At 69.9% G+C, this 13,399-nt stretch carries 16 protein-coding genes; 9 read left to right on the top strand and 7 right to left on the bottom strand.

What is annotated here, in order from left to right:
* Nucleotides 1-2: 2 nt before the first annotated feature.
* Nucleotides 3-1,040 carry a uroporphyrinogen decarboxylase gene (gene hemE / locus AC1ROY_RS04265; RefSeq protein ID WP_493147334.1) on the bottom strand — a complete coding sequence of 346 codons (1,038 nt, stop codon included), beginning with the start codon at nucleotides 1,038-1,040 and terminating at the stop codon, nucleotides 3-5.
* 307 nt (nucleotides 1,041-1,347) lie between these two features.
* On the opposite strand from hemE, the gene AC1ROY_RS04260 reads away from it, so the two are divergent.
* A complete protein-coding gene (locus AC1ROY_RS04260; protein ID WP_493147333.1) occupies nucleotides 1,348-2,235 on the top strand; it encodes a pyruvate, water dikinase regulatory protein in 888 nt (295 codons plus the stop codon).
* Nucleotides 2,232-2,825: a Maf family protein gene (locus tag AC1ROY_RS04255; RefSeq protein ID WP_493147332.1), complete on the top strand. Its 594-nt coding sequence runs from the start codon at nucleotides 2,232-2,234 to the stop codon at nucleotides 2,823-2,825. The genes AC1ROY_RS04260 and AC1ROY_RS04255 overlap by 4 nt, the downstream gene beginning before the upstream one ends.
* Before the next feature lie 79 nt (nucleotides 2,826-2,904).
* On the opposite strand, the gene AC1ROY_RS04250 is transcribed toward AC1ROY_RS04255, so the two are convergent.
* Entirely contained in the window at nucleotides 2,905-4,080 is a 1,176-nt protein-coding gene (locus tag AC1ROY_RS04250; RefSeq protein WP_493147331.1) for a UxaA family hydrolase, read from the bottom strand.
* 13 nt (nucleotides 4,081-4,093) lie between these two features.
* The gene (locus AC1ROY_RS04245) at nucleotides 4,094-4,378 is read right to left on the bottom strand and encodes a UxaA family hydrolase (protein ID WP_493147330.1); all 285 of its coding nucleotides are present in this window, start codon (nucleotides 4,376-4,378) and stop codon (nucleotides 4,094-4,096) included.
* Between the two features lie 241 nt (nucleotides 4,379-4,619).
* Between AC1ROY_RS04245 and AC1ROY_RS04240 the strand changes: the two genes are divergently transcribed.
* The 3 genes from AC1ROY_RS04240 to AC1ROY_RS04230 are packed head-to-tail and all read left to right on the top strand — an operon-like array spanning nucleotide 4,620 to nucleotide 7,528.
* Nucleotides 4,620-5,864: a class I SAM-dependent methyltransferase gene (locus AC1ROY_RS04240; protein ID WP_493147445.1), complete on the top strand. Its 1,245-nt coding sequence runs from the start codon at nucleotides 4,620-4,622 to the stop codon at nucleotides 5,862-5,864.
* A 16-nt stretch (nucleotides 5,865-5,880) separates the two neighbouring features.
* Complete coding sequence (locus AC1ROY_RS04235) at nucleotides 5,881-6,759, top strand: branched-chain amino acid aminotransferase (RefSeq protein ID WP_493147329.1); 879 nt, start codon at nucleotides 5,881-5,883, stop codon at nucleotides 6,757-6,759.
* 1 nt (nucleotide 6,760) lies between these two features.
* Nucleotides 6,761-7,528, top strand: a complete 768-nt coding sequence (locus AC1ROY_RS04230; protein ID WP_493147328.1) for a helix-turn-helix domain-containing protein — start codon at nucleotides 6,761-6,763, stop codon at nucleotides 7,526-7,528.
* Here the strand turns inward: AC1ROY_RS04230 and AC1ROY_RS04225 are convergent.
* Nucleotides 7,518-7,850, bottom strand: a complete 333-nt coding sequence (locus tag AC1ROY_RS04225) for a DUF1330 domain-containing protein (protein WP_493147327.1) — start codon at nucleotides 7,848-7,850, stop codon at nucleotides 7,518-7,520. The genes AC1ROY_RS04230 and AC1ROY_RS04225 overlap by 11 nt on opposite strands.
* Before the next feature lie 144 nt (nucleotides 7,851-7,994).
* On the opposite strand from AC1ROY_RS04225, the gene AC1ROY_RS04220 reads away from it, so the two are divergent.
* Both AC1ROY_RS04220 and AC1ROY_RS04215 read left to right on the top strand, forming a co-directional pair.
* A complete protein-coding gene (locus AC1ROY_RS04220; RefSeq protein WP_493147326.1) occupies nucleotides 7,995-8,348 on the top strand; it encodes a nuclear transport factor 2 family protein in 354 nt (117 codons plus the stop codon).
* Nucleotides 8,349-8,421: 73 nt separating this feature from the next.
* Complete coding sequence (locus AC1ROY_RS04215; RefSeq protein WP_493147325.1) at nucleotides 8,422-9,399, top strand: Bug family tripartite tricarboxylate transporter substrate binding protein; 978 nt, start codon at nucleotides 8,422-8,424, stop codon at nucleotides 9,397-9,399.
* Between the two features lies 1 nt (nucleotide 9,400).
* On the opposite strand, the gene AC1ROY_RS04210 is transcribed toward AC1ROY_RS04215, so the two are convergent.
* The 3 genes from AC1ROY_RS04210 to AC1ROY_RS04200 all read right to left on the bottom strand — a co-directional run bounded on the left by AC1ROY_RS04210 (nucleotide 9,401) and on the right by AC1ROY_RS04200 (nucleotide 12,265).
* Nucleotides 9,401-10,378 (bottom strand): Bug family tripartite tricarboxylate transporter substrate binding protein, encoded by a 978-nt coding sequence (locus AC1ROY_RS04210; protein ID WP_493147324.1) that lies wholly within the window; start codon nucleotides 10,376-10,378, stop codon nucleotides 9,401-9,403.
* Between the two features lie 146 nt (nucleotides 10,379-10,524).
* Nucleotides 10,525-11,535: a Bug family tripartite tricarboxylate transporter substrate binding protein gene (locus tag AC1ROY_RS04205; RefSeq protein WP_493147323.1), complete on the bottom strand. Its 1,011-nt coding sequence runs from the start codon at nucleotides 11,533-11,535 to the stop codon at nucleotides 10,525-10,527.
* 94 nt (nucleotides 11,536-11,629) lie between these two features.
* A complete protein-coding gene (locus AC1ROY_RS04200; RefSeq protein WP_493147322.1) occupies nucleotides 11,630-12,265 on the bottom strand; it encodes a glutathione S-transferase family protein in 636 nt (211 codons plus the stop codon).
* Between the two features lie 30 nt (nucleotides 12,266-12,295).
* Between AC1ROY_RS04200 and AC1ROY_RS04195 the strand changes: the two genes are divergently transcribed.
* Both AC1ROY_RS04195 and AC1ROY_RS04190 read left to right on the top strand, forming a co-directional pair.
* Nucleotides 12,296-12,955, top strand: a complete 660-nt coding sequence (locus tag AC1ROY_RS04195) for an RluA family pseudouridine synthase (protein ID WP_493147321.1) — start codon at nucleotides 12,296-12,298, stop codon at nucleotides 12,953-12,955.
* Nucleotides 12,940-13,341, top strand: a complete 402-nt coding sequence (locus AC1ROY_RS04190; RefSeq protein ID WP_493147320.1) for a hypothetical protein — start codon at nucleotides 12,940-12,942, stop codon at nucleotides 13,339-13,341. The genes AC1ROY_RS04195 and AC1ROY_RS04190 overlap by 16 nt, the downstream gene beginning before the upstream one ends.
* Nucleotides 13,342-13,399 lie beyond the last annotated feature (58 nt).

The following is a 13,399-nucleotide window of genomic DNA, read 5'->3' as shown; positions in this document are numbered from 1 at the left end:
TTTCAAGCCGCCCGCAGAAGCTTCATCAGGGCCGTAACGTGCTCCGGCGGCGTCGGCTGCTCCACGCCATGGCCGAGGTTGAAGATGAAGGGCCGCCCCTTCACGGCCGCCAGGATGCCCTCAGCCTCGCGCCGGAGGGCCTCGCCGCCCGCCAGCAGGGCCTCCGGGTCCAGGTTGCCCTGGAGGGCCGTGGAGGCCGGGATATGGGCCGCCGCCCAGGCCGGGTCCATCGCCGTGTCCATCCCCACCGCCTGCACCCCCGTGGCGGCGGCGTATTCGGCCAGCATGGGGCCGGCCAGCCGGGGGAAGCCGATCACCGGGATGTCCGGCCGCGCCGCCTTCAGCGCCTGGCGCAGCCGCGCCGTGGGCTCGATCACCCATTTGCGGAAGGCGCTCGGCGGGAGCTGGCCGGCCCAGCTGTCGAAGATCATCAGCACCTCGGCGCCCGCCTCGGCCTGGGCCAGCAGATAGGCCAGCGTCGCCGCCTCGAGCTTCGCGATCAGCTCGCCGAAGAAGCCCGGATCCTCGTGGATCAGCCGGCGGGCCTGCTTGAACTCGCCGCCGCCCTTGCCCTCGACCATGTAGCAGGCGACCGTCCACAGCCCGCCGGCGAAGCCGATCAGCGTGGTTCCCGGATGCTCCGCCTCCAGCGCCGCCCGCACCCGCCGCACCGTCCCCATGATCGGCGCCGCCCTGGCCGCGGCCCCCGCGACGTCCAGCGCCTCCAGCCCGGCCCGGTCGCGGATCGGCGGCAGACGCGGGCCTTCCCCTTCCGCGAAGGTCAGGCCCTGACCCATCGCCCAGGGCACGATCAGGATGTCCGAGAACAGGATCGCGGCATCCACGCCGTAGCGCCGCACCGGCTGCAGCGTGACCTCCGCCGCCAGCTCGGGGTTCAGGCTGAGGTCCATGAAGCTGCCGGCCTGGGCCCTGATAGCCCGGTATTCCGGCAGGTGCCGCCCCGCCTGCCGCATGAGCCAGGCCGGTGGTGGCCAGACGCTCTCGCCTGAGAGCACCTGGAGAATGGGCTTGCCTGTCATGGCCGGGACCAAACCAGAGAAAAAGAAAAAGAAGAAGTCTTGTGGTGGTGGTAGGTAGGGCCTGTGGATAACGGGGAGGCAATCCAGCCCGGAATCATCCACAGCCTTTTCCCTGGGATTGACTCGCTCGGCAACCGGCCTGCCGCCTTCCTGTCATCGATCTGTCCCGGAAGCCGGCCACCCCGCCGCGGACTCATACAGGCGGGTGAAACATGTTTCGGTTGTCCCCGCTGACCCCGCGACCATTGCGATGCCGCCCGATCCATCCCCATCATCCCCACAACACCGGCAAAGTGATCCACAGGCTATGGCCACCCGGCACACCAACCTCCACCTCGTCTCCGACAGCACAGGCGAGACGCTGAACAGCATCTCCCGCGCCGTCATCGCCCGCTTCGACAATCCCGGCATCGTGCAGCACCGATGGTTCCTGGTGCGGTCGCGCATGAACCTCGACCGCGTGATCGAGGGCATCGAGCAGGAGCCGGGCCCCGTCATCTTCACCCTGGTGGATCGCAGCCTGCGCCACACGCTGGAGGAGACCTGCTCGCGCCTCGGCATCTCCTGCCTCTCGGTGCTGGACAGCGTCACCGAGCTGCTCCAGGCCGAGGTCGGCACGCGAGCCATGGAGAAGCGCGCCGCCCAGCACGTCATGGACGCCGATTACTTCCGGCGCATCGACGCCATGCACTACGTGCTGAGCCACGACGACGGTCAGGGCACGGCGGGCATCGCCAATGCCGACGTCGTGCTCGTCGGCGTCTCGCGCAGCAGCAAGACGCCGACCTGCTTCTACCTGGCCAACCGCGGCGTGAAGGCGGCGAACATCCCGCTCGTCCCCGGCGCGGCCCTGCCGCCCGAGCTCGAGAACCCGCCCTGCCCCGTCGTGGGCCTGACCATCGATCCGATCGCGCTGCTCGACATTCGCCGCCACCGCCTCCGCATCATCGGCGCCGAGGGCATGCGCATGGGCGAGAGCGAGTATGTGGACCCCGAGGCGGTGAAGAAGGAGATCCTCGCCGCCCGCCGCCTCTGCGCCGCCCGTGGCTGGCCGGTGATCGACGTCACGCGCCGCTCGATCGAGGAGACGGCCGCCACCGTGATGCAGCAGGTCGACCTCTGGCACGCCAAGCACGCGAAGCCGGCCGCCGCGCCGGAGGACCCCGCGGCCACCATCCTGGGGACCAGGGCTTGAAGCTGATCCTCGCCTCCCAGAGTCTGTCCCGCCGCGCCCTGCTCGAAGGCGCCGGGCTGGAATTCGATGCCGTGCCCGCCTCGGTGGACGAGGCCACCATCAAGGAGAGCGCGAAGGCCGAGGGCGTCTCAGCCGCCGATGCCGCGACCCTGCTGGCCGATGCCAAGGCCTCGCGGATCGCCCGGCGCCATCCCGACGCCGTCGTCATCGGCGCCGACCAGCTCCTGGTCTGCGAGGACGAGTGGTTTGACAAGCCGGTCGACGTCGAGGCCGCCCGCGCGCATCTGCACCGGCTGCGCAACCGCCCGCATGAGCTGGTCACGGCGACCGTCGTCTGGCGCAACGGCGAGCGTGCCTGGCATCACGTCGCCACGCCGCGGCTGGCCATGCGGGATTTCTCCGAGGCCTTCCTCGACGAATACCTGGCCAGGGAAGGCGCCTACGTGACCTCCAGCGTCGGCGCCTACCGGCTGGAAGGAATGGGAATCCAACTCATGCGGGAGATCCGGGGGGATCACTCCGCCATCCTCGGGCTGCCGCTGCTGCCACTGTTGGCCTATCTCCGGGACTCGGGCGTCATCCACAAGTAAGCCCGGATCGAGAGTTTCCGCCGATCCTGCGGCATGTGGCGTCCGGCGCCGCCCCTGCGGGCGGCGCCAGCGCTGATCCTCAGGCGCTCTCGTACAGCCGCGTCAGCGAGAATTCCCGGTGGCCCAGCAGTTCCGCCGCCGTCAGTTCGCCATCCGCCGTGCGCAGCATGCAGTCGAGCAGCGCCTCGCCGGCATCGTCCATGTTCATCTTCTTCTGCAGCAGCCCCGTCACGTCCACGTCGATGTGCTCGGACATGGTGCGCTGCGTGCGCGGGTTCGCGGTCAGCTTGATCACTGGCAGGATCGGGTTGCCGATGACGTTGCCCTGCCCCGTCGGGAAGAAGTGCACCGCGTAGCCCGAGGCCGCGCAGAGCGTGACCATCTCTGCCGCCGCCGAGGAGCTGTCCATGAACCACAGGCCCGGATGCGTGGGCGCCTCCGCCTTGTCCAGCACCCCGTCGACCAGGCACTTCTTCCCGATCTTCTGGATGTTGCCGAGCGCCTTCTCCTCGATGGTCGTCAGCCCGCCCTCGATGTTTCCTTTCGTGGGCTGGCTGTCGGAGAGGTCGCTCGTCTTATGGGTCTCGATCACGTCCTGGTAGCGGTCGAACATCGCCTGGAACTGCTGGCGGATCTCCGGCGTCCGGCAGCGCGCGGCCACCAGGTGCTCGCCGCCGGTCAGCTCCGTGGTTTCCCCGAAGACCAGCGTGTGCCCGGCCTCCCAGAGCTTGTCGAAGGCATTGCCCACCGTCGGGCAGGAGGCGAGACCCGAGGTCGTGTCGCTCTCGCCGCACTTGGTGGATACCCAGAGCTCCGCCAGCGGCGCCTTCACCTTCTTCAGCCGCGAGGCGTGCTTCACCATGCGATAGGCCGCGCGCGAGGCCGACGCGATGGTGTTGATGTCGCCGTTCTGCTCGATGGCGAAGCCCTCGACCGGCTTGCCGCTCACCGCGATGCCCTCGACGATCTTGCCCGTCCAGCCCGGCTCGATGCCGATCACGATCACGGCGGCGACGTTGGGGTTGGTCCCCGTGCCGATCAGCGTGCGGAAGTGCAGGTCCAGGTCCGCGCCGAATTGCAGGCGGCCATAGGCGTGCGGGATTGCCATCGCGCCCTTGATGTTGTTCGCCACCGCCTCGGCGGCCGCGTTCGAGAGGTCGTCCACCGGCAGGATGATGACGTGGTTGCGCACGCCCATCCGCCCGTTCTCGCGCCGCCAGCCCTCGAAGGAGCCGGCCTTCAGGTTCATGCCCATGATGCCGTTTCCCCTACCAGCGCTTCGTCTTGACGTTGTGGACATGCAGGTGCTCGCCGGCCGCGATGTCCGCGATCGCCTTCCCGATATCCACGCCGTACTTGATGATGGTGTCGCCGGCCTTGATCGGCTTGATCGCCAGCTTGTGGCCGATCGGGATGTCCGACTTGGCGTCGAACTCGATCATCTTGTCCTGGTCCATGACCCAGCCGTTGATGCGGTTGCTCGCGCTGAGCCCCTCGACCACCACGACACCCACGGAATCCCCCTCGTCGTGCACGACGAAATGGATGGTCATCTCGGGTTCCTCCCCCTGTTATGCGCGGAAGGCTAGTCCGAGCCCGGAGGGCTCACAACAGGCCGCAAGCCGGCCCCCCGCACCAGGCGTTACAAACCGTTACGAGTAGTGTTCCTTCAAGGCGACGGGCTCACATCCTGGCCATGCTTGGAATGCATCGACAGGTGGCTTGCGGAGCGTGGCCTCCTTGGGCGTAACATAATGTCCTGGAAAGTTGGGAGAAACAGAGGTGCTGCACAGGATGCTGCGCCGCTTCGTCCAACGGGGCGCGCTCGTCGTACGTTTTCCTGATGGCCAGGAGGCCACCTTCGGTCCGGGGGGAGATCCCGCCGGCGGACTTCACCTGAAGACCAGCCGCGCGGTGCGCCGCATGGCGATGAACCCGTCCCTCGCGCTCGGCGAACTCTACATGGACGGCGAGATCGAGCCGATTGCCGGCACGCTCCACGACATGTTGGACGTGCTGAGCCTCAACCAGACGCTCAGCGGCGATCCGGGCTTCGCCTGGATGCTGGACTGGGGCCGATGGGCCATCCGCCGCTTCCGGCAGCTCAACCCCGCGGGCCTCGCCCGGCGGCGCATCTCCCACCACTACGACATCGACGAGGCGGTCTACGGACTCTTCCTCGACGAGGACCGGCAATACTCCTGCGCGTATTTCCCCACCGGGAACGAGACGCTGGAGCAGGCCCAGCTCGCCAAGAAGCGGCACATCGCGGCCAAGCTGCGGCTGGACCGGCCGGGGCTCGAGGTGCTGGACATCGGCTGCGGCTGGGGCGGCATGGCGCTGACGCTCGCGCGCGAATACGGCGCGCGGGTGACCGGCATCACCCTCTCGCAGGAGCAGCTGACCATCGCCCGGGCCCGGGCGGAGGCCGCCGGCCTGGCCGGCCAGGTGCGCTTCGAGCTGATGGACTATCGCGCCTGGGACCGGCCGATGGACCGCATCGTCTCGGTCGGCATGGTCGAGCATGTGGGCATCAACCACTACGGCGCCTATTTCGGCGCCATCGCGCGGACGCTGCGCGAGGACGGCGTGGCGCTGGTCCACGGCATCGGCCGATCCACGGGGCCGGGGGCTACCAACCCCTGGATCAACAAGTACATCTTCCCGGGCGGCTACTCGCCGGCTGTTTCGGAAGTTGTGCCGGCGGTGGAGAAGGCCGGGCTCTGGATCACCGACATGGAGATCCTGCGGCTGCACTACGCGCTCACCCTCCGCGAATGGAGCCAACGCTTCGCCGCCCATCGCGAGGAGATCCGCGCCCGCCACACCGAGCGCTTCTGCCGGATGTTCGAGTTCTACCTGGCGGGCTCGGAAAGCGCCTTCCGCCACGGCGGGCACATGAACTGGCAGATCCAGCTCACGCGGACCGTCGACGCCCTGCCTCTCACCCGCGACTACATGCTGCGGGAGGAGCAGGCGCCCCAAGGGAGGGACGAGGGTTCCGCGCCGGTCCCCGCCATGGCAAACACGGCGGCCTGATCCGCGGAGAAAGCCCATGGCTGGCGTGTATTACTACAACGGCGTCTGGTCGGCCGAAGAGCCGAAGCTGCTCGGCCCCATGGACAATGCCTTCTGGCAGGGCTCTGTGATCTTCGACGGCGCGCGGGCCATCACCGGCTGGGCGCCGGACCTCGACCAGCACTGCGCCCGCGCGGTCCGCTCGGCCCTGGTCATGGGCATGAAGCCGCCGAAGACCGCCGGGGAGATCGAGGCCCTGGCGCGCGAGGGCATCCGGCGCATGGGGCCCGAGGCCACGGTCTATGTCCGGCCGATGTTCTTCGTGCGCAACTCCATCGGCTCGTCGCAGCCCGATCCGGACAGCACGGAATTCCTGCTGGCGATCTACGACGCGCCGCTGCCGGGCATTTCCGGCTTCTCGGCGATGATGGCGCCCTATCGCCGGCCCGCGCCGGACATGGCGCCGACCGACGCCAAGGCCTCGTGCCTCTACCCGAACAGCCAGCGCGCCGCCGCCTGGGCGCGGGCGCATGGCGCCGACAATGCCGTGCTCTGCGACATCGCGGGGAACGTGGCGGAATTCGCCACCTCCAACATCTGGTTCGCGAAGGACGGCGTGGTGGTGACGCCGGCGCCGAACCACACCTTCCTCGCCGGGATCACCCGCCGCCGAATCATGGGCTTGCTCCGCGAGGCTGGCGTGACGGTCGAGGAGCGCGCGGTGCGGCCGGACGAGCTCGAGACGGCGGACGAGATTTTTTCCACCGGCAACTACGCCAAGGTGCAGCCGGTGAACCGCTACAACGGCCGCGACCTGCAGCCCGGGCCCTTCGCGAAGAAGGCGCGCGAGCTGTACTTCGCCTGGATGGAAGCCCAGCCGAAGGTGGTCGAAGCCACACCGGCCGCCGCCGAGTGAGATGACGCGCGCCGTCGGTGATCTGCTGCGAGAGTGGCGGCAGAGGCGGCGCATTAGCCAGCTCGACCTCGCGCTGGATGCCGGCGTCTCGGCCCGTCACCTGAGTTTTCTGGAGACGGGCCGCTCCCAGCCCAGCCGCGAGATGGTGGTGCTGCTCGCGGAGCAGCTCGACATTCCGCTGCGCGAGCGCAATGCGCTGCTGCTCGCCGCCGGCTACGCGCCGTTCTATCGCGAGCGTGGGCTGGACGATCCGGATTTTTCCGCGATCCGCGCGGCCGTGCAGCGCATCCTGGCCGGACACGAGCCTTTCCCGGCGATTGCGGTGGACCGTCACTGGAACCTCGTTGCGATGAATGCCGGCGTGGCGCCGCTGCTGGCCGAAGTGGACCCGTCCCTGCTCGCGCCGCCCGTGAACGTGCTGCGGCTCTCGCTGCATCCGACCGGGCTCGCGCCACGCATCGCCAACCTGGCGCAATGGCGCGAGCACTTGCTGTCGCGGCTCGGCCGGCAGATCGCGGAGAGCGGCGATCCCGTGCTCGCTTCCCTGCGCCAGGAGCTCGAGTCCTATCCGCATGAGGGCGACGAAGCGGTTGACGACGGCCTCGCTTCCCTGGCCGTGCCACTTCAACTGAAGACTCAGCAGGGCGTCCTAAGCTTCATCAGCACATCGATGGTCTTCGGCGCGCCGCGCGACATCGGCTTGGCGGAACTGGCCATCGAGGCCTTTCTCCCGGCCGACGACGCGACGGCGGCGGCGCTCAGGTCATGAGCTGGACCACGAGATCCTTGGCTTGGTAGCCCTCCTTCGTGCCCTCGATGAGGAAGGCGGTGGAGTTCGAGTTCCTCGCCCGCAGCGGCAGGATCGCCTGATACGCCGCTGACTCGTACCAGCCCTTGGCCGATTCCATGTCCGGAAACGCGATGACCACGATGTGGCCGGTCCAGCCGGGCTCCACGACCTCCGGCTCGGCGCCATGGATCAGGAAGCGGCCGCCGAAGGGCGACAGCGTCTCGTCGATGCGCAGCAGGTAGTCGGCGATCTCCGGGCCGAGCTGGACGTCGTTCAGCTGCGCGATGGCATAGGCGGGCATGGCGGGCTCCTGTCGTTGGCCAGCCGCTTATGGCGAGGCCCGCCCCGCTTGCGCGATTACCTGCCACGTAATCGCGTACCCGCTTCGACCTCCGCATCTTCCGTGTCGTCCGGAATGGCCGGGCGATCGAGTGAGGAGGTTTTAGTGACCAACGCCAAGGACATCGCTGAAAGCTACATCGCGCTGTGGAACGAGACGGATGCAGGGCGCCGTCAGGCGATGCTGGAACAATCCTGGACGGAGGGCGCGACCTATATCGACCCTGTCATGAAGGGGCAGGGCCATGCCGAGATCGACGCGCTGGTCGGCGCGGTCCAGGCGCGCTTCCCGGGCTTCCGCTTCGACCTGCTGAAGCCCGCCGACGGTTACGGCGACTTCGTGCGCTTCTCCTGGGGCCTCGGGCCAGACCACCCGATCAAGGGCTCGGACGTGCTGGTCGTGGAGGGCGGGAGGATCCGCTCGGTGATCGGCTTCCTCGACCAGACCCCATCCGCCTGACCCCCGGGCTCCCGCTCGGGGGCCGGGGCGTGTAGGACGTCCCTGGACGATCGAGCGGCGGGGAGGCCGCGGCATGATGCCAATCACGACAGCCCGCCGCGCCCTGCTGGCCACCGCGCTCGCCGCGCCTGGCTTGGCGCGGGCCCAGCCCGCCTATCCGGACCGGCCGATCCGGCTGGTCGTCCCCTTCCCGCCCGGCGGCGGCACGGATGCGATCAGCCGCGAGGTGGCCGCGCGCATGCTGGCCGTGGCCGGCTGGACGGTGGTGCCGGAGAACCGGCCCGGCGCCGGCGGCAATATCGGCCTCGATGCCACCGCGAAGGCACCGGCCGACGGCTACACCATCGGCATGGGGCAATGCTCCAACCTCGCCGTGAACCCCTCGCTCTATCGCAACATGCCCTACGACGTGATGCGGGACTTCGCCTTTGTCTCGCAGCTGGCGCTGCAGCCGCTGGTGCTCGTGGTGGCGCGGACCGCGCCCTGGCAGACCATGCAGGAGCTGGCCACGGCGATCCGCACCGCGCGCGAGCCGCTGAAGGCCGGCCACCCCGGCAACGGCACGCTGGCGCACCTGTCCAGCGAGCTCCTGGGACAGCGAATCGGCGCCGACGTGCTGGTGGTGCCCTATCGCGGCGCCGGCGGCGTGACGGCCGACCTGCTGGCGGGGCGGGTGGATTTCTACTTCTCCAGCCCGCCGCCGGTGCGCGGGCTGATCGAATCCGGTGATCTGCGGGCGCTGGCCGTCACCACCGCCGAGCGCTCGCCGGCGCTGCCCCAGGTGCCGACCATGATCGAGGCCGGCTTCGCGGACTTCCTCGTGGTGAACTGGACTGGGCTGGTCATGCCCGCGCGGACGCCGCCGGAGATCGTGGCTCGCTGGAACACGGAGATCCGGCGCGGACTGGAGACGCCGGAGATGCGCGAGCGGCTGGCGCAGGATTTCAGCGTGCCGCAGGGCTCGACGAGCGAGGAGTTTCGCCGATTTGTCGCGGCGGAGATGGCGAAATGGGGCGAGGTCGTGCGCTCGGCGCGTATCGAGCTGGGGTAGCTCAGGCCACGGTGATCCCCAGCTCCAGGATCAGCGCCGTCCAGCGCGCGACGTCGCGCGCCACATATTCCGCGAATTCTGCCGGACTCCTGCTCGGCGTCACCATCAGGGCCTGACGCTCCAGCGAGGAGCGGAGGCCCGGTTCCCGCAGGACCTCGGTCACACGCGCATGCAGCGTCGAGATGATCTCCGGCGCAGTGCCGGCGGGCGCGAACAGGCCGTTCCACAGCGTCGTCACCAGCTCCGGAAAGCCGGCCTCCGCGGTGGTGGGCGTATCGGGCACCTGCGGCAGCCTCGCCGCCGTGACGGAGGCGAGCGGCCGAAGCCGGCCGGCCTGGATCTGCGGCAGGGTGGTGTTGAGAGCGAGCTCCGTGATCTGCGCGTCGCCCCGCAGCATGGTGGGCATGACCTCCCCCGCGCCGCGCAGCGGCAGGTGGACCAGGGTGATGCCGGCGCGCCGGGCCAGCGCCTCCAGGTCGATGTGCTGATACGACCCGATGCCGGCCGAGGCGAAGACCAGCGGAGCGCCCGCTTCCCTCGCGCGCGCGACGAATTCGCCGAGCGTCGCCGCGGGGAAATCCGCGGGCGCCACGAAGACCTGCGGCGCCTCGATCAGGTTGGTGATCGGCGCCAGGTTGCGCGACGGCACCAGCGGCCGATCGCCCGCCAGGGCCGAGTTGATGCCGCCGGTGGAGACGTTGTTCGCGATCAGCGTGTGGCCGTCCGGCCGCTCCCGCATCACGTATTCGTTGGCGATCCAGCCATTGGCGCCGGGACGGTTCTCGACCACCACCGGCTGGCCCAGCAACCGGCCCAGAGGCTCGGAGATGGCCCGGGCGATCACGTCGGTCGTGCCGCCGGGAACCAGCGGGACGATGATGCGCACGGGCCGGTTCGGCCAGGGCTGCGCCGAGGCGGGCCCGACGGCGGGGGCAGCTGCCGCGGCGGCGAGCAGGAGGCGGCGATGAAGGGCCGTCATGATCGTTCTCTCCCTTGGACGGTGACCAGCGCGCAGCCGCGATGCGGAGGTGCCGCCACGCGGCAGGCGATCCTCGAGAGCCCTGCGCGACAGTGGCTCCGCGCGCCGGCCGGACAGGGAGGGGCGCCCCCTTGCCGTCGAAGTCCTCAGTCCACCCGCGCCCCCGAGGCCCGGATCAGCGGCGCGAAGGCCGCCTCGTTCTGCACCCGGAAGGCCGCGAGGTCCTCGGGCGAGGTCCACCAGGTCGTCGCCCCGTTCTCCTCGAAGAGCCGGACCAGGTCCGGCGCCTCCAGCGCCCGCTTCGCCAGCTGGGAGATCCGCTCCACCATCGGCGCCGGCATCCCCGCCGGCCCGATCACCGAGCCCCAGGAGGTGATCTCGAAGCCCGGGATGAACTCCGCCATGGCCGGGATCTCCGGCGCCTGCGGGCTGCGCTGCGCGCCGGTCACCGCCAGCGCGCGCACCTTGCCCTCGCGCGCGGAGGCCAGCGACTGCGGGATGTTGTCGAAGATCATGTGGACCCGCCCCGCCAGCAGGTCGATATGCGCCGGCGCGCCGCCGCGATAGGGCACGTGCAGCATGTCCAGCCCGGCCATGGTCTTGAACATCTCGCCGGAGAGATGGACCGTCGTGCCCGAGCCGGAGGAGGCGAAGGTGTAGCGCCCGGGATTGGCGCGCAGCAGGGCGATCAGCTCCGGGATGGAGTGCGCCGGCACGTCGTTGTTGACCACCAGCAGGTTGGGCAGCTGCCAGAGCCCGGCGATGTAGGTGAAGTCCTTCATCACATCGAAGGGCAGCCGCGGATAGATCGACGGCGCGATCGCCAGCGGCGCGACGCTGCCGAGGCCGATGGTCCGCCCGTCCGGCACCGCGCGGGCGATGGCCTCGGTGCCGACATTGCCGGCGGAGCCCGCGCGGTTCTCGACGACGAACTGCTGCTGCGTCAGCTCCGTCATCTTCTGGCACCAGATGCGCGAGAGGATGTCGGTGCCGCCGCCGGGCGGGAAGACGCCGATGAAGCGCGTCGAGCCCAGCGGCCATGCCGCATTCTGGGCCTGGGCGCCGCCGGCCGCGCAGAGCGCCGCCGCGCCCAGCGCCAACCCCTGGCCGAACGCACGCCGCGACAGCCGGCCATCCGGCCGGTCCTGCTCATCCATCGTGAAGCCTCCCTGTAGCCCGGCTTTGCGCCGGTTTGCCTCGGCATCGCACGGCATCGGGAGGGCGAAAGTCAAGCTCCGCGTGACGCGCCCATCACTTCGGCGGCGTGCGGGCGCCCGGCAGCAGCTCGTAGGCTGGGCGGTAGCCGGGCATGGCCCGGAACCGCCCGATCCAGGCCGAGATGTTCGGGTAGTCAGCCATTTCCAGCGGCCATTCCGACTGCGGATAGTGCAGGTAGCCCTGCAGGGAGATATCCGCGATGCAGGGCGTGTCGCCGGTGAGGAAGTCGCGGCCCTGGAGCTGCGCCTCCACGACCTTGAAGGCGTTCTCCACGCGCGTGCGGAAGAAGGCGACGACCGCTGGGTCCGGCTCCGCCACCCAGCCCAGCAGGAAGCGCCAGGTGGCGAGGTAGGAGGTGAACTTGTGGTTGTCGAAGAGGATCCAGCGCAGCTCCTCCTCGCGGTCATCGGCGGCGAAGCGGCCGGTCTTCTGCGAGAGCCAGGTCAGGATCACGCCGGACTGCGTGCGGCTGCGGCCCTCGTGCTCCAGGACGGGCACCTCGCCCATGACGCTGATCTTTTCGCGCCATTCGGGCGTGCGGGTCTCGCCGACGCCGCGAAAGTAGTCCACCCAGATGCCCTCCCATTCCACGCCGGAAAGGGCGAGCATCAGGGCGACTTTGTAGCAGCCGCCGGACTCGGGGAAGCAGTGCAGACGAAACTCCGCCACGCGGATCCTCCATCACCTGAACGGAATGTCATGCTGCCCGATTGGATGGCGGCCCGCATCCTGCATCAGGACAATGAGGTCCTCATTCTCGACAAGCCAGCCGGGCTCGCGGTGCATCCCGGCCCGCGCGGCGGCGCGAGCCTGTCGGACTGGCTGCCGGCCCTGCAGCAGGGAAAGCGGCACCTGCCGCAGCCGGCGCATCGGCTCGACATGGACACGGCGGGCTGCCTGGCGCTGGGCCGCACCAAGCCGGCGATCGCGGCGCTGAACCGGCTCTTCGCCGAAGGGCGTACCTCGAAGACCTATTGGGCCGTGCTGACCGCGCCGCCGCCCGCCGAGGAGGGGGTGTGCGAGGCACCCCTGCTCAAGCGCAGCTCGAAGGCCGAGGGCTGGCGGATGTTCGTCGACCCCACCGGTCTGCCCGCGCGCACCGAGTGGCGGGTAATGGGCCGCGACGGCGCCCTCTCCGCCGTCGAGCTCACGCCGCGCACCGGGCGGACGCACCAGCTGCGCCTCCACATGTCGCATCTCGGCTGCCCGATCCTGGGCGACGGCTTCTACGGCGGCGGCGCCGGCCGGCTGCAGCTCCTGGCGCGGGCGCTGGTCCTGCCGCTCGACCCCGAGCGCCGCGCCACCGCCCCCATTCCGGACCACATGCGGGAGGCCCTGGCGCGATGCGGCGTGCGTTGATCCTGGTGGCCCTTGCGCCGCTGCTCATGGCCCAGACGCTTCGCCCCGGCGTCGGGGTGGAGGAGGGCGTCCCACGGCAGAGCTGCGGATTCGGCGAGGGGCTCGGCCTGCTCCGCGCCGTCGAGCGCGCGGCCGCCCAGCGCGTGCTGAGCGTCGGCGAAGGCCGCGCCCGGGGCGAGCGCGCCGTCTCCGGGCTGAACTCCGCCGCCTCCACCTTCCGCGGCTGCGGCTGCGTCCGCCTCGCCCAGCTCACCGCGGAGGCCGCGACGGTGGCCGCCAGCGCGCCCTCGGAATCGAGCGTGGCGCGGCTGACGGCGGTCTTCGCGCAGGTGAAGTTCCGGGCGCAGCTCGCCCGCGAGTTCAGCGACGAGCGGGCTTGCCGCTGAGGCAACCCTTGGCCCTCCGCGGATGTTGCCAATCCAACAGTCTTCCGAAGGGGCCGCG

The sequence above is a fragment of the Roseococcus sp. GW821-FHT12F05 genome, from assembly GCF_058806835.1.
Note: the sequence above shows the minus strand (reverse complement) of the source record. Positions and strands in the feature narration are given on the sequence as shown.

Coding starts and splice junctions, on each gene's coding strand:
- hemE (WP_493147334.1), bottom strand. CDS start 1,040: ATGACAGGCAAGCCCATTCTCCAGGTGCTCTCAGGCGAGAGCGTCTGG.
- AC1ROY_RS04260 (WP_493147333.1), top strand. CDS start 1,348: ATGGCCACCCGGCACACCAACCTCCACCTCGTCTCCGACAGCACAGGC.
- AC1ROY_RS04250 (WP_493147331.1), bottom strand. CDS start 4,080: ATGGGCATGAACCTGAAGGCCGGCTCCTTCGAGGGCTGGCGGCGCGAG.
- AC1ROY_RS04245 (WP_493147330.1), bottom strand. CDS start 4,378: ATGACCATCCATTTCGTCGTGCACGACGAGGGGGATTCCGTGGGTGTC.
- AC1ROY_RS04240 (WP_493147445.1), top strand. CDS start 4,620: ATGCTGCGCCGCTTCGTCCAACGGGGCGCGCTCGTCGTACGTTTTCCT.
- AC1ROY_RS04235 (WP_493147329.1), top strand. CDS start 5,881: ATGGCTGGCGTGTATTACTACAACGGCGTCTGGTCGGCCGAAGAGCCG.
- AC1ROY_RS04230 (WP_493147328.1), top strand. CDS start 6,761: ATGACGCGCGCCGTCGGTGATCTGCTGCGAGAGTGGCGGCAGAGGCGG.
- AC1ROY_RS04225 (WP_493147327.1), bottom strand. CDS start 7,850: ATGCCCGCCTATGCCATCGCGCAGCTGAACGACGTCCAGCTCGGCCCG.
- AC1ROY_RS04215 (WP_493147325.1), top strand. CDS start 8,422: ATGATGCCAATCACGACAGCCCGCCGCGCCCTGCTGGCCACCGCGCTC.
- AC1ROY_RS04210 (WP_493147324.1), bottom strand. CDS start 10,378: ATGACGGCCCTTCATCGCCGCCTCCTGCTCGCCGCCGCGGCAGCTGCC.
- AC1ROY_RS04205 (WP_493147323.1), bottom strand. CDS start 11,535: ATGGATGAGCAGGACCGGCCGGATGGCCGGCTGTCGCGGCGTGCGTTC.
- AC1ROY_RS04195 (WP_493147321.1), top strand. CDS start 12,296: ATGCTGCCCGATTGGATGGCGGCCCGCATCCTGCATCAGGACAATGAG.
- AC1ROY_RS04190 (WP_493147320.1), top strand. CDS start 12,940: ATGCGGCGTGCGTTGATCCTGGTGGCCCTTGCGCCGCTGCTCATGGCC.